Here is a 20,932-nt window from a genome sequence, read left to right on the forward strand (position 1 = left end):
TGCTTCCAAGAAAAGCTTCTAAGCTTCAGGTAACCAGGAACCGTACCCCAAACCGACACAGGTGGTTGGGTAGAGAATACCAAGGCGCTTGAGAGAACTCGGGTGAAGGAACTAGGCAAAATGGCACCGTAACTTCGGGAGAAGGTGCGCCGGTGAGGGTGAAGCACTTGCTGCGTAAGCCCACGCCGGTCGAAGATACCAGGCCGCTGCGACTGTTTATTAAAAACACAGCACTCTGCAAACACGAAAGTGGACGTATAGGGTGTGACGCCTGCCCGGTGCCGGAAGGTTAATTGATGGGGTTAGCTAACGCGAAGCTCTTGATCGAAGCCCCGGTAAACGGCGGCCGTAACTATAACGGTCCTAAGGTAGCGAAATTCCTTGTCGGGTAAGTTCCGACCTGCACGAATGGCGTAACGATGGCGGCGCTGTCTCCACCCGAGACTCAGTGAAATTGAAATCGCTGTGAAGATGCAGTGTATCCGCGGCTAGACGGAAAGACCCCGTGAACCTTTACTATAGCTTTGCACTGGACTTTGAATTTGCTTGTGTAGGATAGGTGGGAGGCTTTGAAGCGTGGACGCCAGTCTGCGTGGAGCCATCCTTGAAATACCACCCTGGCAACTTTGAGGTTCTAACTCAGGTCCGTTATCCGGATCGAGGACAGTGTATGGTGGGTAGTTTGACTGGGGCGGTCTCCTCCTAAAGAGTAACGGAGGAGTACGAAGGTGCGCTCAGACCGGTCGGAAATCGGTCGTAGAGTATAAAGGCAAAAGCGCGCTTGACTGCGAGACAGACACGTCGAGCAGGTACGAAAGTAGGTCTTAGTGATCCGGTGGTTCTGTATGGAAGGGCCATCGCTCAACGGATAAAAGGTACTCCGGGGATAACAGGCTGATACCGCCCAAGAGTTCATATCGACGGCGGTGTTTGGCACCTCGATGTCGGCTCATCACATCCTGGGGCTGAAGCCGGTCCCAAGGGTATGGCTGTTCGCCATTTAAAGTGGTACGCGAGCTGGGTTTAGAACGTCGTGAGACAGTTCGGTCCCTATCTGCCGTGGACGTTTGAGATTTGAGAGGGGCTGCTCCTAGTACGAGAGGACCGGAGTGGACGAACCTCTGGTGTTCCGGTTGTCACGCCAGTGGCATTGCCGGGTAGCTATGTTCGGAAAAGATAACCGCTGAAAGCATCTAAGCGGGAAACTTGCCTCAAGATGAGATCTCACTGGGACCTTGAGTCCCCTGAAGTCGAAGACTACGACGTTGATAGGCAGGGTGTGTAAGCGCTGTGAGGCGTTGAGCTAACCTGTACTAATTGCCCGTGAGGCTTGACCATATAACACCCAAGCAATCTGTAGACTCGAAAGAGGCCAGATTGCGGTGTGTGAAGACGAAATGAACCGAAAGTTCGAGTCAAAACCCACAAACTATCGCATACCCATTCGCTGGAACGTGACCGCAAGGCACGCGCTGGCTACCGAATTTCTTGACGACCATAGAGCATTGGAACCACCTGATCCCATCCCGAACTCAGAAGTGAAACGATGCATCGCCGATGGTAGTGTGGGGTTTCCCCATGTGAGAGTAGGTCATCGTCAAGATTAAATTCCGAAACCCCTATCTGCTGACGCAGGTAGGGGTTTTGTTTTGCCCGCAGGAAAGCGCTTGGGTGTTTCTATGCAACCGTCTTGTGCATGGCTATCATGCGGGCCTCGTTATCAGGCGCAGTTCGTATGCTCACGTTGCTAAAACTTCTGAAGGACGGCCGTTTCCATTCGGGCCAGGCGCTGGGTGCTGGGTTAGGTATCAGTCGTAGTGCGGTATGGAAACAATTGCAGCATCTGGAGGCGGAATTAGGCTTGTCTGTGCATAAGGTCCGGGGCAAGGGGTATCGCCTGGCGAAGCCGCTGTTGCTTTTGGATGCGGCCGAAATCCGCGCGGCAGAAGGCTGTGAGTGGCCTGTTCACCTATTAGATTCCATTGATTCAACTAATGCCGAAGCGCTGCGGTCCATCGGGCGTGGCGTGGAAGCGCCATTCCTTGTCCTGGCCGAACGGCAAATAGCCGGTCGGGGGCGTCGCGGCCGCAAATGGGTCAGTCCATTCGCCGAAAACCTCTATTACAGCCTGGTGCTGCGCATTGAAGGTGGCATGCGGCAGATTGAGGGGCTCAGTCTTGTCGTCGGGCTCGCTGTCATGCATTCGTTGCGTGACATGGGAGTCGTTGAGGCGGGGTTGAAGTGGCCTAACGATGTGTTGGTAGGTGAAAAGAAAATCGCCGGCATACTGCTTGAGTTGGTAGGGGACCCTGCGGATGTTTGTCACGTTGTCCTGGGTGTCGGGGTAAACGTGAATATGCAATCGACTGATGAAGTTGATCAGCAGTGGACGTCCATGAGCCTTGAAGCGGGTCGTGATTTTGACCGGAACGAGCTCGTGGCGCGAATGAGTGGAAAGCTTCAGGGGTATCTGAAGCTGCATCATGCGTCGGGATTTGCAGCGATCCAGTCGGAGTGGGAGCAGTACCATTTGTGGCAGGGGCGGGCTGTGTCGCTGATTGCCGGTATCAATCGTATCGACGGCGTGGTGATGGGTATTGATCGCCAAGGTGCGCTGCGTTTGAAGGTGGATGGTGTGGAAAAGATATTCAGTGGTGGCGAGCTCAGCTTGAGGTTGCGTGATGATTCTTGAGCTCGATTGCGGCAATAGCTTTATCAAGTGGCGTGTTGTTCGTGCAGATGGCGTCACCCCGGTTGGCGGTGGTGTAGTCGGCTCGGATAGCGATTTGCTTGCGAGCCTGACAGGCTCAGATAAATTTCAGCTGAAGAAATGCCGTCTTGTCAGTGTCAGGACTCCTGAGGAGACCGATTTGTTGGTCGCCTCCCTGGTAGAGACATTTGGCGTCTCCGTGGCTCGCGCAACTCCTACCCAAGAGATGGCGGGCGTGAAAAACGGCTATGAAGACTATGAGCGCTTGGGGCTTGATCGATGGCTGGCTTTGCTCGGTGGGTATCACCTGGCTTCGGGCGCATGCCTGGTTCTGGATTTTGGCACGGCAATCACAGCAGATTTCGTAGCTCCTGACGGGCAGCACTTGGGAGGGTTCATATGTCCGGGTATGCCTTTGATGCGTAACCAGCTGCGTACCCATACCCGGCGAATCCGCTATGACGATACTGCTGCAGAACGGGCTCACGAGAGTCTTGCTCCTGGCAGGGCAACGGTCGAGGCGGTGGAGCGTGGTTGTATGCTGATGTTGAGAGGCTTCGTGCTGACTCAGCTCGAATTGGCGCGGCAATATTGGGGAGAGGATTTCGAGGTGTTTCTAACGGGAGGGGATGCCAATCTGGTTTCCGGGGTTGTTCCGGATGCCAAGGTCGTGCCTGATCTGGTTTTTGTTGGTTTGGCCATGGCTTGTCCTTTGTCTTGAGGTTTTTTATGCGGTGGCTGTTTTTGTTGTTGCTGGTTTTAAATGGCTTCTACTACATCTGGCATCAGCAGGAGGTCCCGCTTCGCGCCAAGGATGTCACTCCGCTGAGTCTTTATCGGGGTTCGCAGCAAGACATCCATCTCCTGAGCGAGACGGCGGATGCGCTAGTCAGGCGTGAGCCGGGTAAATCGAGTGAAGGACAAAAGAACTGCAACTATCTGGGTGGCTTCGTTCGCCCGGAGCTGGCCAGGCAGCTGGAGCAGCGACTGGTTTCTTCGGGGGTTGCGGGCCGTACCGTTACGTTTAGCTCGCCAGCGTCGCCCGAGTCTGGTGGATTCTGGGTCCAGGTTCCACCGGATAGCGCGGCGAAGATGAATGAGGCGCTGCTTCAAAACCTTTCCAAAGAATTCAATGAGTTAAAACATAAAATAATGCCTTGCGAAGGGGTTGCGCCTGCTGGGTAGTTTGCATAGAATGGCGCCCGCTTCGCAGTGAAGACCTTTAACGGTCATCGGTACGAAGCGATGTCAACGCAGCTAACCTCAGGTTTTTTATGAGAAAATGCTTGACAGAAGGCTGGCATGATATAGAATGCCGGCTCGCTTAGGAGGGGTTCCCGAGCGGCCAAAGGGATCAGACTGTAAATCTGACGTCTACGACTTCGAAGGTTCGAATCCTTCCCCCTCCACCATTTTTAGCGTGAGCTGCAAGCTCCGCGGGTATAGTTTAGTGGTAGAACCTCAGCCTTCCAAGCTGATGATGCGGGTTCGATTCCCGCTACCCGCTCCAAGTTTGCAGGTTGTGCAAAGGGTTTTGCTCTTGTAGCTCAGTTGGTAGAGCACACCCTTGGTAAGGGTGAGGTCAGCGGTTCAAATCCGCTCAAGAGCTCCATATTACAAGGCAGATATGAAAATATCTGCCTTTGTTTTAATGGCTTGTGTGACTCGCTAAATTCTTCTCCTAGGGGTGATTTCGATGGCTAAGGAAAAGTTCGAACGTAATAAGCCGCACGTCAACGTCGGTACCATTGGTCACGTCGACCACGGTAAAACCACGCTGACCGCTGCTCTGACCCGTGTCTGCTCCGAAGTTTTCGGTTCGGCCAAGGTTGACTTCGACAAGATCGACAGCGCCCCGGAAGAAAAAGCTCGCGGTATCACCATCAACACCGCTCACGTTGAATACGATTCGGCCGTGCGTCACTACGCACACGTTGACTGCCCAGGTCACGCCGACTACGTAAAAAACATGATTACTGGTGCTGCCCAGATGGACGGTGCGATCCTGGTTTGCTCGGCTGCTGATGGTCCGATGCCGCAAACCCGTGAGCACATCCTGCTGTCCCGTCAGGTAGGCGTTCCGTACATCGTTGTCTTCCTGAACAAGGCTGACATGGTTGACGACGCTGAGCTGCTGGAACTGGTTGAGATGGAAGTGCGCGACCTGCTGAGCACTTACGACTTCCCAGGTGATGACACTCCAATCATCATCGGTTCGGCTCTGATGGCTCTGAACGGCCAAGATGACAACGAAATGGGCACCACGGCGGTGAAGAAGCTGGTTGAGACTCTGGACAGCTACATCCCAGAGCCTGAGCGCGCTATCGATAAGCCGTTCCTGATGCCAATCGAAGACGTATTCTCGATCTCCGGTCGCGGTACTGTTGTGACTGGTCGTGTTGAGCGTGGCATCGTCCGTATCCAGGAAGAGGTTGAGATCGTCGGTCTGCGCGACACTCAGAAAACTACCTGCACCGGCGTTGAAATGTTCCGCAAGCTGCTCGACGAAGGTCGTGCTGGCGAGAACTGCGGCGTGCTGCTGCGTGGCACCAAGCGTGACGATGTTGAGCGTGGCCAGGTGCTGGTCAAGCCAGGCACCGTCAAGCCGCACACCAAGTTCACCGCAGAAGTTTATGTTCTGAGCAAGGAAGAAGGCGGCCGTCATACTCCGTTCTTCAAAGGCTACCGTCCACAGTTCTACTTCCGTACAACTGACGTGACTGGTAACTGCGAGCTGCCAGAAGGCGTTGAAATGGTAATGCCAGGTGACAACATCCAGATGACTGTCACTCTGATCAAGACCATCGCGATGGAAGACGGTCTGCGTTTCGCTATCCGTGAAGGCGGTCGTACCGTCGGCGCCGGCGTCGTAGCCAAAGTCATCGAGTAAACAGTTGTAATGTCTTTTTCGGGCCGGCATAATGGTCGGCCTGATTTTGTTTTAGGTCAGTAGCTCAATTGGCAGAGCGACGGTCTCCAAAACCGTAGGTTGGGGGTTCGATTCCCTCCTGACCTGCCAGATTCACTCGGTGTGTCTGGCTTTCTTTTCACAGGATCTTCATAGATGACTCCTAAAGCTGAAGCTCAAGGCTCTCGCTTCGATCTGCTCAAGTGGCTAGTGGTAGTCGCTTTGGTGGTTGTTGGCGTTGTTGGCAATCAGTATTTTTCTGCTTCGCCGATCCTGTACCGCGTACTTGCATTGCTTGCTATTGCTGCTGTTGCTGCCTTTGTAGGCCTGCAAACAGCCAAGGGCAAGTCTTTCTTTGTACTCGCTAAGGAAGCTCGCACCGAGATTCGTAAAGTCGTATGGCCGACTCGCCAAGAAACCACGCAGACCACGTTGATCGTTGTGGCTGTTGTTCTGGTAATGGCGTTGCTGTTGTGGGGGCTTGATTCCCTGCTCGGCTGGCTTGTTTCCTTGATTGTTGGCTAAGGGTGTCCCGTGGCTAAGCGTTGGTACGTTGTGCATGCTTACTCGGGTTACGAGAAGCATGTCATGCGCTCGCTGGTAGAGCGCGTAAAGCTGGCTGGCATGGAAGATGGCTTTGGCGAGATTCTGGTCCCCACTGAAGAAGTGGTGGAGATGCGTAACGGCCAGAAGCGCAAAAGTGAACGCAAGTTCTTCCCAGGCTATGTGCTGGTACAGATGGATATGAACGAAGGGACTTGGCATTTGGTCAAGGATACCCCTCGGGTGATGGGCTTCATCGGCGGAACCGCCGACAAGCCTGCGCCGATCACTGACAAAGAGGCAGAAGCAATTCTGCGTCGCGTCGCTGATGGTAGCGACAAGCCGAAGCCGAAGACGTTGTTTGAACCAGGTGAAGTTGTACGGGTCACTGATGGTCCATTCGCCGACTTCAATGGTACGGTCGAAGAAGTTAACTACGAAAAGAGCCGGATCCAAGTGGCAGTGCTCATTTTCGGTCGCTCTACTCCGGTAGAGTTGGAGTTCAGTCAGGTCGAAAAGGTCTGATTGAGCAGGCATCCCAACCCCGCAGCCCAAGGCTGTGGGGTTTTGTCGTCACTGGGATAAACGCGCAAGCAACCGGGGAGCCTTTCGAGGCGTTCGAACCCGTAATTGGAGTGCCTCATGGCCAAGAAGATTACCGCTTACATCAAGCTGCAAGTGAAGGCCGCTCAGGCTAACCCAAGCCCACCCGTTGGTCCTGCACTGGGTCAACACGGCGTGAACATCATGGAATTCTGCAAGGCTTTCAACGCCCGTACCCAGGGTCTTGAGCCAGGTCTGCCGACTCCAGTGATCATCACTGTCTACAGCGACCGTAGCTTCACTTTCGAAACAAAAAGCACCCCTGCTTCGGTTCTGCTGAAGAAGGCTGCAGGTTTGACCAGCGGTTCCGCTCGTCCAAACACCGTTAAGGTTGGCACCGTTACCCGTGCTCAGCTGGAAGAAATCGCGAAAACCAAAAACGCGGATCTGACTGCAGCTGATATGGATGCAGCCGTGCGTACTATCGCCGGTTCTGCTCGTAGCATGGGCCTTAACGTGGAGGGTGTGTAATGGCTAAGCTGACCAAGCGTCAAAAGGCTATCGCCGGCAAAATCGAAGCAGGCAAGGCCTACAACTTTGTAGACGCCGCCGCTCTGCTGGCCGAGCTGTCGACTGTCAAGTTCAGCGAGTCGTTTGACGTTGCTGTAAACCTGGGCGTTGACCCACGTAAATCCGACCAGGTCGTTCGTAGCGCTACCGTGCTGCCGCACGGCACTGGCAAGACCGTACGTGTTGCCGTGTTCACCCAGGGCCCGGCAGCTGAAGCTGCTCTGGCTGCTGGTGCTGATCGCGTAGGCATGGACGACCTGGCTGCCGAAATGAAAGGCGGCGACCTGAACTATGACGTCGTGATCGCATCCCCGGATGCCATGCGTGTTGTAGGCCAGTTGGGTCAGATCCTCGGTCCACGTGGCCTGATGCCTAACCCTAAGGTTGGTACCGTGACTCCAGACGTAGCCACCGCGGTTAAAAACGCTAAGGCTGGTCAGGTACGTTATCGCACCGACAAAAACGGCATCATCCACACTTCCGTTGGCAAGATCGGCTTCGACGCCGTCAAGCTGAAGGAAAACGTTGAAGCCCTGATCGCTGATCTGAAGCGTATCAAGCCAGCTTCTTCGAAAGGTATCTACGTCAAGCGCGTTACCCTGAGCACCACTATGGGCCCAGGTCTGATCATCGATCAGAGCTCGCTCGACGCGTAAGACTCAGGTTGGCGCAAGCGATTGCGCCAATCACATATTGGGGTCCCTGCCTGGCGGGGGCTGTCCAAGACCGTAGGCGACGCAAGTCTTAAACCACAAGCCTACGCAGATGGTGCTCCCGGTTCCTTACCGAATCAGACACCAAAACGACATTCGGTTTCGATCGGATGAAACGGTAACAAGCAGGAGTTAAACCCGTGGCAATTAAACTCGAAGACAAGAAGGCCATCGTCGCTGAAGTCAACGAGGCTGCCAAAGCTGCTCTGTCCGCTGTCGTGGCTGATGCCCGTGGCGTAACAGTAGGCGCTATGACCGGACTCCGTAAAGAGGCTCGTGAAGCTGGCGTTTACGTACGTGTTGTACGTAACACCCTGCTCAAGCGCGCTGTTGCTGACACTGAATACAGTGTTCTCAACGACGTGTTCACCGGCCCGACCTTGATCGCGTTCTCCACCCAACATCCAGGCGCTGCTGCCCGTTTGTTCAAGGAATTCGCCAAAGGTCAGGACAAGTTCGAGATTAAGGCAGCTGCGTTCGAGGGCAAGTTCCTCGCAGCTAACCAGATCGACGTACTGGCAACTCTGCCGACCCGTGACGAAGCAATTTCTCAGCTGATGAGCGTGATTCAAGGCGCAACCAGCAAATTGGCTCGTACTCTGGCGGCACTGCGCGACCAGAAAGAAGCTGCCGCAGCCTAAGGCTCGACACTCCTTTTCGCGTTTTTTGTTTATTTCGATGGTCGCGTAGGCCGTCCCCCAATCCAGGAATTTAGAGTCATGTCTATCTCTCAAAACGATATCCTCGAAGCCGTTGGCAACATGTCCGTAATGGAAGTTGTTGAGCTGATCAAAGCTTTCGAAGAAAAATTCGGTGTTACCGCTGCTGCTGCTTCCGCTGGTCCAGCTGTTGCTGCTGCCGTTGCTGAAGAGCAAACCGAATTCAACGTCATGCTGACCGAAGCTGGCGAGAAGAAAGTTAACGTGATCAAGGCAGTACGTGAACTGACCGGTCTGGGCCTGAAAGAAGCCAAGGCTGTAGTTGACGGCGCTCCTGCCATGGTTCTGGAAGCTGTTGCCAAAGACGCAGCTGACAAAGCCAAAGCAGTACTGGAAGAAGCAGGCGCTAAAGTCGAGCTGAAGTAAGCATCGACTTTGCGTCTCCAGCCCGAGCGTTAAGCGACAGGCTGATGGCTGGTGGCTCTTGCCACCGGCCTTTTTCCGTTATTGGCAGCCGACTGGGTCGGTGCTGATCACGCGCTGTAACCACCCGATGTGGTGGCGCAAACCAAGGGGTTTGCACGATTTTCTGGCTGCTCCCGTCGGGAGGGGCCAAACAAGCAGGTGACCAAGCTGGGGAACGCTGATGGCTTACTCATATACTGAGAAAAAACGTATCCGCAAGGACTTTAGCAAGTTGCCGGACGTCATGGATGTGCCGTACCTCCTGGCCATCCAGCTGGATTCGTATCGTGAATTCTTGCAAGCGGGAGCGACTAAAGATCAGTTCCGCGACGTGGGCCTGCATGCGGCCTTCAAATCCGTTTTCCCGATCATCAGCTACTCCGGCAATGCTGCGCTGGAGTACGTCGGTTATCGCCTGGGCGAACCGGCATTTGATGTCAAAGAATGCGTATTGCGCGGTGTGACTTACGCCGTACCTTTGCGGGTAAAAGTGCGCCTGATCATTTTCGACAAAGAATCGTCGAACAAAGCGATCAAGGACATCAAAGAGCAAGAAGTCTACATGGGTGAAATCCCCCTGATGACTGAAAACGGTACCTTCGTAATCAACGGTACCGAGCGTGTAATCGTTTCCCAGCTGCACCGTTCTCCGGGCGTGTTCTTCGACCACGACCGTGGCAAGACGCACAGCTCCGGCAAACTGCTCTACTCCGCGCGCATCATTCCTTACCGCGGTTCGTGGCTGGACTTCGAGTTCGACCCGAAAGACTGCGTATTCGTGCGTATCGACCGTCGTCGCAAGCTGCCTGCATCGGTACTGCTGCGCGCGCTCGGCTATACCACCGAGGAAGTGCTGGACGCGTTCTACACCACCAACGTCTTCCATGTGCAGGGTGAAAACCTGAGCCTGGAGTTGGTGCCTCAGCGCCTGCGCGGTGAAATCGCCGTCCTGGATATCCAGGATGACAAGGGCAAGGTTATTGTCGAGCAAGGTCGTCGTATCACCGCTCGCCACATCAACCAGCTGGAAAAAGCCGGGATCAAAGAGCTGCAGGTGCCGATGGACTACGTCCTGGGTCGCACCACCGCCAAGGTCATCGTGCATCCGGCCACTGGCGAGATCATTGCCGAGTGCAACACCGAGCTGACCACCGAGATCCTGGCGAAAATCGCCAAGGCTCAGGTTGTTCGCATCGAGACTCTGTACACCAACGATATCGACTGCGGTCCGTTCATCTCCGATACGCTGAAGATCGACTCCACCGGCAACCAGCTGGAGGCCCTGGTAGAGATCTATCGCATGATGCGTCCTGGCGAGCCGCCAACCAAGGATGCTGCCGAGACCCTGTTCAACAACCTGTTCTTCAGCCCTGAGCGCTATGACCTGTCTGCGGTCGGCCGGATGAAGTTCAACCGTCGTATCGGTCGTACCGAGATCGAAGGTTCGGGCGTGCTGAACAAGGACGACATCGTTGCGGTGCTCAAGACCCTGGTCGATATCCGTAACGGCAAAGGCATCGTCGATGACATCGACCACCTGGGCAACCGTCGTGTCCGCTGCGTAGGCGAGATGGCCGAGAACCAGTTCCGTGTTGGCCTGGTGCGTGTCGAGCGCGCGGTCAAGGAACGTCTGTCGATGGCTGAAAGCGAAGGCCTGATGCCGCAAGACCTGATCAACGCCAAGCCAGTGGCTGCGGCGGTGAAGGAGTTCTTCGGTTCGAGCCAGCTGTCGCAGTTCATGGACCAGAACAACCCGCTGTCCGAGATCACCCACAAGCGTCGTGTCTCCGCACTCGGCCCAGGCGGTCTGACTCGTGAGCGTGCAGGCTTCGAAGTTCGTGACGTACACCCGACTCACTACGGTCGCGTATGCCCGATCGAAACGCCGGAAGGTCCGAACATCGGTCTGATCAACTCCCTGGCCGCCTATGCGCGCACCAACCAGTACGGTTTCCTCGAGAGCCCGTACCGTGTGGTGAAAGACGCCCTGGTTACCGACGAGATCGTTTTCCTGTCCGCCATCGAAGAAGCTGATCATGTGATCGCCCAGGCTTCGGCCACGATGAACGACAAGAAAGTCCTGACCGACGAGCTGGTAGCTGTTCGTCACTTGAACGAGTTTACCGTCAAGGCGCCGGAAGACGTCACCCTGATGGACGTATCGCCCAAGCAGGTAGTTTCGGTTGCTGCGTCGCTGATTCCGTTCCTCGAGCACGACGACGCCAACCGTGCGTTGATGGGTTCGAACATGCAGCGTCAAGCTGTACCGACCCTGCGTGCCGACAAGCCGCTGGTAGGTACCGGCATGGAGCGCAACGTTGCCCGTGACTCCGGCGTTTGCGTCGTGGCTCGTCGTGGCGGTGTGATCGATTCCGTCGATGCCAGCCGTATCGTGGTACGTGTTGCCGATGACGAAGTTGAACCGGGCGAAGCCGGTGTCGACATCTACAACCTGACCAAGTACACCCGCTCCAACCAGAACACCTGCATCAACCAGCGTCCGCTGGTGAGCAAGGGTGATCGGGTTCAGCGCAGCGACATCATGGCCGACGGCCCGTCCACCGACATGGGTGAACTGGCACTGGGTCAGAACATGCGCATCGCGTTCATGGCATGGAACGGCTTCAACTTCGAAGACTCCATCTGCCTGTCCGAGCGTGTGGTTCAGGAAGACCGCTTCACCACGATCCACATCCAGGAACTGACCTGTGTGGCCCGTGACACCAAGCTTGGCCCGGAAGAAATCACTGCAGACATCCCGAACGTGGGTGAGGCTGCACTGAACAAGCTGGACGAAGCCGGTATCGTTTACGTAGGTGCCGAAGTAGGCGCAGGCGACATCCTGGTCGGCAAGGTCACTCCGAAAGGCGAGACCCAACTGACTCCGGAAGAGAAACTGCTGCGTGCCATCTTCGGTGAAAAAGCCAGCGACGTGAAAGACACCTCCCTGCGTGTGCCTACCGGCACCAAGGGTACCGTCATCGACGTACAGGTCTTCACCCGTGACGGTGTCGAGCGTGATGCTCGTGCATTGTCCATCGAGAAGACCCAGCTCGACGAGATCCGCAAGGATCTGAACGAAGAGTTCCGTATCGTTGAGGGCGCAACTTTCGAACGTCTGCGTTCCGCTCTGGTAGGCCACAAGGCCGAAGGCGGCGCAGGCCTGAAGAAAGGTCAGGAAATCACCGACGAAGTTCTCGACGGTCTTGAGCATGGTCAGTGGTTCAAGCTGCGCATGGCTGAAGATGCTCTGAACGAGCAGCTCGAGAAGGCCCAGGCCTACATCGTTGATCGCCGCCGTCTGCTGGACGACAAGTTCGAAGACAAGAAGCGCAAACTGCAGCAGGGCGATGACCTGGCTCCAGGCGTGCTGAAGATCGTCAAGGTTTACCTGGCAATCCGTCGTCGCATCCAGCCGGGCGACAAGATGGCCGGTCGTCACGGTAACAAAGGTGTGGTCTCCGTGATCATGCCGGTTGAAGACATGCCGCACGATGCCAATGGCACCCCGGTCGATGTGGTCCTCAACCCGCTGGGCGTACCTTCGCGTATGAACGTCGGTCAGATCCTCGAAACCCACCTGGGCCTCGCGGCCAAAGGTCTGGGCGAGAAGATCAACCGCATGATCGAAGAGCAGCGCAAGGTCGCCGACCTGCGTAAGTTCCTGCACGAGATCTACAACGAGATCGGCGGGCGCAACGAAGAGCTGGACACCTTCTCCGACCAGGAAATCCTGGACCTGGCGAAGAACCTGCGCGGCGGCGTTCCAATGGCTACCCCGGTGTTCGACGGTGCCAAGGAAAGCGAAATCAAGGCCATGCTGAAACTGGCAGACCTGCCGGAAAGCGGCCAGATGCAGCTGTTCGATGGTCGTACCGGCAACAAGTTCGAGCGTCCGGTTACCGTTGGCTACATGTACATGCTGAAGCTGAACCACTTGGTAGACGACAAGATGCACGCTCGTTCTACCGGTTCTTACAGCCTGGTTACCCAGCAGCCGCTGGGTGGTAAGGCGCAGTTCGGTGGTCAGCGTTTCGGGGAGATGGAGGTCTGGGCACTGGAAGCGTACGGTGCTGCTTACACTCTGCAAGAAATGCTCACAGTGAAGTCGGACGATGTGAACGGCCGGACCAAGATGTACAAGAACATCGTGGACGGCGATCACCGTATGGAGCCGGGCATGCCCGAGTCTTTCAACGTGTTGATCAAGGAAATTCGTTCCCTCGGCATCGATATCGATCTGGAAACCGAATAACACGTGACGCGAATCGAGAGCGGGGCTGTCTTGCCCGCTCTCTGCTCCGCCAGGAGGAAAGGCCTTGAAAGACCTACTGAATTTGCTGAAAAACCAGGGTCAAGTCGAAGAGTTCGACGCCATCCGTATTGGATTGGCCTCGCCTGAGATGATCCGTTCGTGGTCGTTCGGTGAAGTTAAAAAGCCGGAAACCATCAACTACCGTACGTTCAAACCCGAACGTGACGGCCTGTTCTGCGCCAAGATCTTTGGCCCGGTAAAGGATTACGAGTGCCTGTGCGGTAAGTACAAGCGCTTGAAGCATCGCGGCGTGATCTGCGAGAAGTGCGGCGTTGAAGTCGCGCTGGCAAAAGTTCGTCGTGAGCGCATGGCGCACATCGAGCTGGCTTCGCCGGTTGCCCACATCTGGTTCCTGAAATCGCTGCCGTCCCGTATCGGCTTGCTGATGGACATGACCCTGCGTGATATCGAGCGCGTTCTCTACTTCGAGAGCTATGTCGTTATCGATCCAGGCATGACCACCCTTGAAAAAGGTCAGCTGCTCAACGACGAGCAATACTTCGAAGCGCTGGAAGAGTTCGGCGACGATTTCGATGCCCGCATGGGTGCCGAAGCTGTCCGCGAGCTGCTGCACGCTATCGACCTGGAGCACGAGATTGGCCGTCTGCGCGAAGAGATTCCGCAAACCAACTCCGAAACCAAGATCAAGAAGCTGTCCAAGCGTCTGAAGTTGATGGAGGCCTTCCAGGGTTCCGGCAACCTGCCAGAGTGGATGGTGCTGACCGTTCTGCCGGTTCTGCCGCCAGACCTGCGTCCACTGGTTCCACTGGATGGCGGTCGTTTCGCGACTTCCGACCTCAACGATCTGTATCGTCGGGTGATCAACCGTAACAACCGCTTGAAGCGCCTGCTCGATCTGTCCGCTCCGGACATCATCGTGCGCAACGAAAAGCGGATGTTGCAGGAAGCGGTCGACGCACTGCTCGACAACGGTCGCCGTGGCCGCGCTATCACCGGTTCGAACAAGCGTCCTCTGAAATCCCTGGCTGACATGATCAAGGGTAAGCAAGGTCGTTTCCGTCAGAACTTGCTCGGTAAGCGTGTTGACTACTCGGGTCGTTCGGTAATTACCGTAGGTCCGACCCTGCGTCTGCACCAGTGCGGTCTGCCTAAGAAAATGGCACTGGAACTGTTTAAGCCGTTCATTTTCGGCAAGCTGGAAATGCGTGGTCTCGCTACCACCATCAAAGCTGCCAAGAAGATGGTCGAGCGCGAGCTGCCAGAGGTCTGGGACGTTCTTGCCGAAGTGATTCGCGAACACCCGGTGCTGCTCAACCGTGCACCGACCCTTCACCGTCTGGGTATCCAGGCGTTTGAACCGGTACTGATCGAAGGCAAGGCTATCCAGCTGCACCCTCTGGTCTGTGCTGCGTACAACGCCGACTTCGACGGCGACCAGATGGCCGTGCACGTACCGCTGACGCTGGAAGCCCAGCTCGAAGCGCGTGCGCTGATGATGTCGACCAACAACATCCTGTCGCCAGCCAACGGTGAGCCAATCATCGTTCCGTCGCAGGACGTTGTATTGGGTCTGTACTACATGACTCGTGAAGCGATCAACGCCAAGGGCGAAGGTCGTGTGTTCGCGGATCTGCAGGAAGTTGACCGTGTGTTCCGTGCCGGCGAAGCCGCACTGCACGCCAAGGTCAAGGTGCGGATCAACGAAACCGTTAACGATCGTGATGGTGGCAGCGTCAAGAACACTCGCATCGTCGACACCACTGTCGGTCGTGCGCTGTTGTTCCAGGTTGTTCCACCTGGCTTGTCGTTTGACGTGGTCAACCTGCCGATGAAGAAAAAGGCGATCTCCAAGCTGATCAACCAGTGCTACCGCGTGGTTGGTCTGAAAGAGACCGTGATCTTCGCCGACCAGCTGATGTACACCGGTTTTGCCTATTCGACCATCTCCGGTGTTTCCATCGGTGTTAACGACTTCGTTATCCCTGATGAAAAAGCCCGCATCATCGGTGCTGCCACCGAGGAAGTGAAAGAGATCGAGAGCCAGTACGCGTCCGGCCTGGTAACCCAGGGCGAGAAGTACAACAAGGTGATCGACCTCTGGTCCAAGGCGAACGACGAAGTTTCCAAGGCGATGATGGCCAACCTCTCGAAAGAGAAAGTCATCGACCGCCACGGCAACGAAGTCGACCAGGAATCGTTCAACTCGATGTACATGATGGCCGACTCGGGTGCGCGGGGTTCTGCTGCGCAGATCCGTCAGCTCGCCGGTATGCGTGGCCTGATGGCCAAGCCGGACGGCTCCATCATCGAGACGCCGATTACCGCGAACTTCCGTGAAGGTTTGAGCGTACTTCAGTACTTTATCTCCACTCACGGTGCTCGTAAGGGTCTTGCGGATACCGCGTTGAAAACCGCGAACTCCGGCTACCTGACCCGTCGTCTGGTAGACGTGGCGCAGGATCTGGTTGTGACCGAGATCGATTGCGGCACCGAACACGGCCTGGTCATGACACCGCACATTGAAGGCGGTGACGTTGTCGAGCCGCTGGGTGAGCGCGTATTGGGTCGTGTCATTGCCCGTGACGTATTCAAGCCGGGTACCGAGGACGTCATCGTTCCTGCGGGCACCCTGGTTGACGAGAAGTGGGTCGAGTTCATCGAGCTCAACAGCATCGACGAAGTGATCGTACGTTCGCCGATCAGCTGCGAAACCCGCTACGGCATCTGCGCCAAGTGCTACGGCCGCGATCTGGCTCGTGGTCACCAGGTGAACATCGGTGAAGCGGTCGGCGTTATCGCTGCCCAGTCCATCGGTGAGCCGGGTACCCAGCTGACCATGCGTACGTTCCACATCGGTGGTGCGGCAAGCCGGACCTCCGCGGCCGACAGCGTCCAGGTGAAGAATGGCGGTACTGTCCGTCTCCACAACCTGAAGCACGTTGAGCGTGTCGACGGTCACCTGGTGGCTGTGTCGCGTTCCGGTGAGCTGGCGATTGCCGACGACTTCGGTCGTGAGCGCGAGCGCTACAAGCTGCCGTACGGTGCGGTGATTTCGGTGAAGGAAGGCGACAAGGTCGACGCTGGCGCTATCGTGGCCAAGTGGGATCCGCACACTCACCCGATCGTTACCGAAATGAAAGGTACCGTGACCTACGTGGGCATGGAAGAAGGCATCACGATCAAGCGTCAGACTGACGAATTGACCGGTATGACCAACATTGAAGTACTCGACGCCAAAGATCGTCCAGCTGCCGGCAAGGACATCCGTCCAGCCGTGAAGATGGTCGACGACAACGGCAAGGATCTGTTGCTGCCAGGCACTGACGTAATCGCTCAGTACTTCCTGCCAGCCAACGCCCTGGTCGGTGTGGCGGACGGCGCGCGGATCGCGATCGGTGATGTTATCGCTCGTATCCCGCAAGAAACTTCGAAAACCCGTGACATCACCGGTGGTCTGCCGCGTGTTGCCGACCTGTTCGAAGCCCGTCGTCCGAAAGAAGCCTCGATTCTGGCTGAAGTCAGCGGCACCATCGCGTTCGGTAAAGAGACCAAGGGCAAGCGTCGTCTGGTCATCACCCCGAACGACGGTAGCGATCCGTACGAAGAGCTGATTCCGAAGTGGCGTCACCTGAACGTCTTTGAAGGCGAACAGGTAAACCGCGGCGAAGTTATCTCCGACGGTCCGAGCGATCCACACGACATCCTGCGTCTGCTGGGTGTGAGTGCGCTGGCCAAGTACATCGTGAACGAGATCCAGGACGTTTATCGTCTGCAAGGCGTGAAGATCAACGACAAGCACATCGAGACCATCCTGCGTCAGATGCTGCGTAAAGTTGAGATCTCCGAGTCCGGCGATTCCAGCTTCATCAAGGGCGACCAGATGGAACTGACTCACGTACTGGTGGAGAACGAGCGCCTGGCAAACGAGGACAAGTTCCTGGCCAAGTTCACTCGCGTACTGCTGGGTATCACCAAGGCGTCGTTGTCCACCGAATCGTTCATCTCGGCGGCTTCCTTCCAGGAAACCACGCGGGTACTGACCGAAGCGGCGGTAACCGGCAAGCGCGACTACCTGCGCGGCCTGAAAGAAAACGTGGTCGTGGGTCGTCTGATCCCGGCCGGTACCGGTTTGGCCTACCACAGCGAGCGCAAGCGCCGCCGTGAAGCAGACAAGCCGTTGCGCGTAAGCGCCAGTGAAGTGGAAGCTGCACTGACCGAAGCACTGAACTCGAGCGGTAACTGAGTTCTGCGCTGATTGAGTGCCTGGCCCTGGTCGCCCCGTTCGGCGGATCGAGACAAATTGTCGAGATCCGGCGGGTGGGGAGGTCGGGGCCTTGCCTTGACTGGGGACAAGATCCTCTTTAGACTCTTGATCCCCTAAATTTGGCGGGAATTCGTTCCTGCCATTTTGCTTTTCTTGTAAGACAATAGCGTCGCAAGACAACAGTGGAGCTAGTAGATGGCAACTATCAACCAGCTGGTACGTCAGCCGCGTAAGCGTATCGTCGAGAAATCCGACGTGCCTGCGCTGCAGAACTGCCCGCAACGTCGTGGCGTATGCACCCGTGTGTATACCACCACGCCGAAAAAACCTAACTCGGCACTGCGTAAAGTATGCCGTGTGCGTCTGACCAACGGTTTCGAGGTTTCCTCGTACATCGGCGGTGAAGGCCACAACCTGCAAGAGCACAGCGTGGTACTGATCCGCGGCGGTCGTGTAAAAGACTTGCCAGGTGTTCGTTACCACACCGTCCGCGGTTCTTTGGATACTTCCGGCGTCAAGGGTCGTAACCAGGGTCGTTCGAAGTACGGTACCAAGCGTCCGAAGTAATCGGTCGTTTTGCAGTTTTTCATTTTTATTGAGTCGATAAGAGTAAGGTCGGGCAAGCGTGAGCTGTCCCGGGCTAACCTGAAGACCGCTTGAGGGCTTATCATGCCAAGACGTCGCGTAGCAGCCAAACGTGAGATTCTGGACGATCCGAAATACGGAAGCCAGATTCTCGCAAAGTTCATGAACCACGTTATGGAGAGCGGCAAGAAAGCCGTTGCCGAGCGTATTGTTTATGGCGCACTGGACAAAGTTAAGGAACGCAAGAACAGCGATCCCCTGGAAATCTTCGAGAAAGCTCTCGACGCCATCGCTCCGCTGGTCGAAGTGAAGTCGCGCCGTGTAGGCGGTGCTACTTACCAGGTTCCGGTCGAAGTTCGTCCTTCCCGTCGTAACGCCCTGGCAATGCGCTGGCTGGTAGACTTCGCCCGCAAGCGCGGCGAGAAGTCCATGGCTCTGCGTTTGGCTGGTGAACTGTTGGACGCTGCTGAAGGTAAAGGTGCTGCAGTTAAGAAGCGTGAAGACGTGCACCGTATGGCTGAAGCCAACAAGGCTTTCTCGCACTACCGCTTCTAATTTTAGCGTCACTCAATTTGCGAGGGCTTTATGGCTCGTACTACACCGATTAATCGCTACCGTAACATCGGTATCGTTGCTCACGTGGATGCTGGTAAGACCACCACCACCGAGCGCGTCCTTTTTTACACCGGCAAAAGTCACAAAATGGGCGAGGTGCATGACGGCGCCGCGACCACAGACTGGATGGTGCAGGAGCAGGAGCGTGGTATTACCATTACTTCTGCTGCTATCACCGCCTTCTGGAAAGGTTCCGAGAAGCAGTACCCGCACGAGCATCGCTTCAACGTTATCGATACCCCGGGCCACGTAGACTTCACCATTGAAGTTGAGCGTTCCCTGCGTGTACTCGACGGCGCGGTCGTTGTGTTCTGCGGTACTTCGGGTGTTGAGCCTCAGTCGGAAACCGTATGGCGTCAGGCCAACAAATACGGCGTTCCACGTCTTGTTTACGTAAACAAGATGGACCGTGCTGGTGCCAACTTCCTGCGCGTGATCGGTCAGATCAAGCAGCGTCTGGGCCACACTCCGGTGCCTATCCAGCTCGCTATCGGTTCGGAAGACAACTTCCAGGGCCAGATCGACCTGATCAACATGCAAGCTGTCTACTGGAACGATTCCGACAAGGGCATGGTTCCCGTTCGCAAGGACATTCCTGCTGAATTGCTGGAAGAAGCCGAGAAGTGGCGCGGCAACATGGTCGAGGCTGCGGCCGAAGCCAACGAAGAACTGATGAACAAGTACCTCGAGGGTGAAGAACTCACCAACGAGGAAATCAAGGCCGCTCTGCGTCAGCGTACTATCGCTGGTGAGATCGTTCTGGCTGTTTGTGGTTCTTCCTTCAAGAACAAGGGTGTTCCCCTGGTTCTCGACGCCGTGATCGACTTCCTGCCTGCTCCAACCGACATTCCTGCTATCAAGGGTTCCAACCCTGATAACGAGGAAGAGGAAATGGAGCGTCACGCAAGTGATGACGAGCCGTTCGCGGCCTTGGCATTCAAGATCGCTACCGACCCATTCGTGGGTACTTTGACCTTTGTCCGGGTTTACTCGGGCGTGTTGGCCTCCGGCGACGGCGTGATCAACTCGGTAAAAGGCAAGAAAGAGCGTGTGGGTCGTATGGTGCAGATGCACGCAAACGCCCGTGAAGAAATCAAGGAAGTACGCGCTGGTGACATCGCGGCCTTGATCGGCATGAAGGACGTCACCACTGGCGAAACCTTGTGCAACGCTGACAAGCCAATCATCCTGGTTCGCATGGACTTCCCGGAGCCGGTTATTTCGGTAGCGGTTGAGCCCAAGACCAAGGATGACCAGGAAAAAATGGGTATCGCTCTGGGCAAACTTGCTCAGGAAGACCCGTCTTTCCGTGTCAAGACTGATGAAGAGACTGGTCAGACGATCATCTCCGGCATGGGCGAGCTGCACCTGGACATCCTGGTTGACCGGATGCGCCGTGAGTTCAACGTCGAAGCCAACATCGGTAAGCCTCAGGTTTCCTATCGTGAGCGCATCACGAAGAACTGTGAAATCGAAGGCAAGTTCGTTCGCCAATCCGGCGGTCGTGGCCAGTTCGGTCACTGCTGGATCCGTTTTGCTCCTGCTGACGAAGGTCAGGAAGGTCTGCAATTCGTGAACGAAGTCGTAGGTGGTGTGGTTCCTAAGGAATACATCCCGGCGATCCAGAAGGGTATCGAAGAGCAGATGAAGAACGGCGTTGTTGCCGGCTATCCGCTGATCGGCCTGAAGGCAACAGTGTTTGATGGTTCTTACCACGACGTCGACTCCAACGAGATGGCGTTCAAGGTGGCTGCTTCCATGGCAACCAAGCAACTGGCCCAGAAGGGCGGTGGTGAGTTGCTCGAGCCGATCATGGCAGTAGAAGTCGTTACGCCTGAAGACTACATGGGTGATGTCATGGGCGACCTTAACCGTCGTCGTGGCATGATTCTGGGTATGGAAGATACGGTTTCCGGCAAGGTTATCCGCGCCGAGGTTCCGTTGGGTGAAATGTTCGGTTACGCGACCGACGTTCGTTCCATGTCTCAGGGTCGCGCAAGCTACTCTATGGAATTCAAAAAATACAATACAGCTCCGTCGCATATCGTCGAGACTGTTACCAAAAAGCAAGGCTGATTCAG

Annotated in this window: 15 protein-coding genes, 4 tRNA genes and 2 rRNA genes (1 of these 21 cut by a window edge); all 21 read left to right on the forward strand. The window is 55.9% G+C overall.

What is annotated here, in order from left to right:
• Nucleotides 1-1,338: ribosomal RNA gene (locus PSH78_RS02970) — 23S ribosomal RNA — on the forward strand; it begins 1,548 nt to the left of the window's first position.
• Nucleotides 1,339-1,487: 149 nt separating this feature from the next.
• Nucleotides 1,488-1,603, forward strand: a 5S ribosomal RNA gene (rrf, locus tag PSH78_RS02975).
• A gap of 132 nt (nt 1,604-1,735) precedes the next feature.
• Nucleotides 1,736-2,692, forward strand: a complete 957-nt coding sequence (gene birA, locus PSH78_RS02980) for a bifunctional biotin--[acetyl-CoA-carboxylase] ligase/biotin operon repressor BirA (RefSeq protein ID WP_305498439.1) — start codon at nt 1,736-1,738, stop codon at nt 2,690-2,692.
• Nucleotides 2,682-3,431 carry a pantothenate kinase gene (locus PSH78_RS02985; protein ID WP_305498440.1) on the forward strand — a complete coding sequence of 250 codons (750 nt, stop codon included), beginning with the start codon at nt 2,682-2,684 and terminating at the stop codon, nt 3,429-3,431. Before birA ends, PSH78_RS02985 begins: the two co-directional genes overlap by 11 nt.
• Nucleotides 3,432-3,439: 8 nt before the next feature.
• Nucleotides 3,440-3,895, forward strand: coding sequence for a hypothetical protein (locus tag PSH78_RS02990; protein WP_305498441.1), 456 nt, complete (start codon nt 3,440-3,442; stop codon nt 3,893-3,895).
• 142 nt (nt 3,896-4,037) lie between these two features.
• A tRNA-Tyr gene (locus tag PSH78_RS02995) sits at nt 4,038-4,122 on the forward strand.
• Between the two features lie 24 nt (nt 4,123-4,146).
• Nucleotides 4,147-4,220, forward strand: a tRNA-Gly gene (locus tag PSH78_RS03000).
• Between the two features lie 26 nt (nt 4,221-4,246).
• A tRNA-Thr gene (locus PSH78_RS03005) sits at nt 4,247-4,322 on the forward strand.
• Nucleotides 4,323-4,406: 84 nt separating this feature from the next.
• Nucleotides 4,407-5,600, forward strand: a complete 1,194-nt coding sequence (tuf, locus tag PSH78_RS03010) for an elongation factor Tu (RefSeq protein ID WP_003186103.1) — start codon at nt 4,407-4,409, stop codon at nt 5,598-5,600.
• Nucleotides 5,601-5,653: 53 nt separating this feature from the next.
• A tRNA-Trp gene (locus PSH78_RS03015) sits at nt 5,654-5,729 on the forward strand.
• A gap of 45 nt (nt 5,730-5,774) precedes the next feature.
• A complete protein-coding gene (gene secE / locus PSH78_RS03020; protein WP_024776457.1) occupies nt 5,775-6,143 on the forward strand; it encodes a preprotein translocase subunit SecE in 369 nt (122 codons plus the stop codon).
• A 9-nt stretch (nt 6,144-6,152) separates the two neighbouring features.
• Nucleotides 6,153-6,686, forward strand: a complete 534-nt coding sequence (gene nusG, locus PSH78_RS03025; RefSeq protein WP_003186097.1) for a transcription termination/antitermination protein NusG — start codon at nt 6,153-6,155, stop codon at nt 6,684-6,686.
• Between the two features lie 117 nt (nt 6,687-6,803).
• Nucleotides 6,804-7,235 carry a 50S ribosomal protein L11 gene (gene rplK / locus PSH78_RS03030; RefSeq protein ID WP_003176435.1) on the forward strand — a complete coding sequence of 144 codons (432 nt, stop codon included), beginning with the start codon at nt 6,804-6,806 and terminating at the stop codon, nt 7,233-7,235.
• Nucleotides 7,235-7,930 carry a 50S ribosomal protein L1 gene (gene rplA / locus PSH78_RS03035; protein ID WP_030138521.1) on the forward strand — a complete coding sequence of 232 codons (696 nt, stop codon included), beginning with the start codon at nt 7,235-7,237 and terminating at the stop codon, nt 7,928-7,930. Before rplK ends, rplA begins: the two co-directional genes overlap by 1 nt.
• A gap of 197 nt (nt 7,931-8,127) precedes the next feature.
• Nucleotides 8,128-8,628 carry a 50S ribosomal protein L10 gene (rplJ, locus tag PSH78_RS03040; protein ID WP_003206099.1) on the forward strand — a complete coding sequence of 167 codons (501 nt, stop codon included), beginning with the start codon at nt 8,128-8,130 and terminating at the stop codon, nt 8,626-8,628.
• Between the two features lie 78 nt (nt 8,629-8,706).
• The gene (gene rplL / locus PSH78_RS03045; RefSeq protein ID WP_003206098.1) at nt 8,707-9,072 is read left to right on the forward strand and encodes a 50S ribosomal protein L7/L12; all 366 of its coding nucleotides are present in this window, start codon (nt 8,707-8,709) and stop codon (nt 9,070-9,072) included.
• Nucleotides 9,073-9,292: 220 nt separating this feature from the next.
• Nucleotides 9,293-13,366: a DNA-directed RNA polymerase subunit beta gene (gene rpoB, locus PSH78_RS03050; protein WP_305498442.1), complete on the forward strand. Its 4,074-nt coding sequence runs from the start codon at nt 9,293-9,295 to the stop codon at nt 13,364-13,366.
• 64 nt (nt 13,367-13,430) lie between these two features.
• A complete protein-coding gene (gene rpoC / locus PSH78_RS03055; RefSeq protein ID WP_305498443.1) occupies nt 13,431-17,630 on the forward strand; it encodes a DNA-directed RNA polymerase subunit beta' in 4,200 nt (1,399 codons plus the stop codon).
• Between the two features lie 216 nt (nt 17,631-17,846).
• A complete protein-coding gene (gene rpsL / locus PSH78_RS03060) occupies nt 17,847-18,218 on the forward strand; it encodes a 30S ribosomal protein S12 (RefSeq protein WP_003186084.1) in 372 nt (123 codons plus the stop codon).
• A gap of 102 nt (nt 18,219-18,320) precedes the next feature.
• On the forward strand, nt 18,321-18,791 hold the full coding sequence (gene rpsG / locus PSH78_RS03065; RefSeq protein WP_003186074.1) for a 30S ribosomal protein S7: 471 nt from the start codon (nt 18,321-18,323) through the stop codon (nt 18,789-18,791).
• A gap of 30 nt (nt 18,792-18,821) precedes the next feature.
• Nucleotides 18,822-20,927: an elongation factor G gene (gene fusA, locus PSH78_RS03070; RefSeq protein WP_305498444.1), complete on the forward strand. Its 2,106-nt coding sequence runs from the start codon at nt 18,822-18,824 to the stop codon at nt 20,925-20,927.
• The last annotated feature ends 5 nt before the right edge of the window (nt 20,928-20,932 follow it).

This window comes from Pseudomonas sp. FP198 (assembly GCF_030687895.1).
In the GTDB taxonomy this organism is placed as follows: domain Bacteria; phylum Pseudomonadota; class Gammaproteobacteria; order Pseudomonadales; family Pseudomonadaceae; genus Aquipseudomonas.

Coding starts and splice junctions, on each gene's coding strand:
- birA (WP_305498439.1), top strand. CDS start 1,736: ATGCTCACGTTGCTAAAACTTCTGAAGGACGGCCGTTTCCATTCGGGC.
- PSH78_RS02985 (WP_305498440.1), top strand. CDS start 2,682: ATGATTCTTGAGCTCGATTGCGGCAATAGCTTTATCAAGTGGCGTGTT.
- PSH78_RS02990 (WP_305498441.1), top strand. CDS start 3,440: ATGCGGTGGCTGTTTTTGTTGTTGCTGGTTTTAAATGGCTTCTACTAC.
- tuf (WP_003186103.1), top strand. CDS start 4,407: ATGGCTAAGGAAAAGTTCGAACGTAATAAGCCGCACGTCAACGTCGGT.
- secE (WP_024776457.1), top strand. CDS start 5,775: ATGACTCCTAAAGCTGAAGCTCAAGGCTCTCGCTTCGATCTGCTCAAG.
- rplK (WP_003176435.1), top strand. CDS start 6,804: ATGGCCAAGAAGATTACCGCTTACATCAAGCTGCAAGTGAAGGCCGCT.
- rplA (WP_030138521.1), top strand. CDS start 7,235: ATGGCTAAGCTGACCAAGCGTCAAAAGGCTATCGCCGGCAAAATCGAA.
- rplL (WP_003206098.1), top strand. CDS start 8,707: ATGTCTATCTCTCAAAACGATATCCTCGAAGCCGTTGGCAACATGTCC.
- rpoB (WP_305498442.1), top strand. CDS start 9,293: ATGGCTTACTCATATACTGAGAAAAAACGTATCCGCAAGGACTTTAGC.
- rpsL (WP_003186084.1), top strand. CDS start 17,847: ATGGCAACTATCAACCAGCTGGTACGTCAGCCGCGTAAGCGTATCGTC.
- rpsG (WP_003186074.1), top strand. CDS start 18,321: ATGCCAAGACGTCGCGTAGCAGCCAAACGTGAGATTCTGGACGATCCG.
- fusA (WP_305498444.1), top strand. CDS start 18,822: ATGGCTCGTACTACACCGATTAATCGCTACCGTAACATCGGTATCGTT.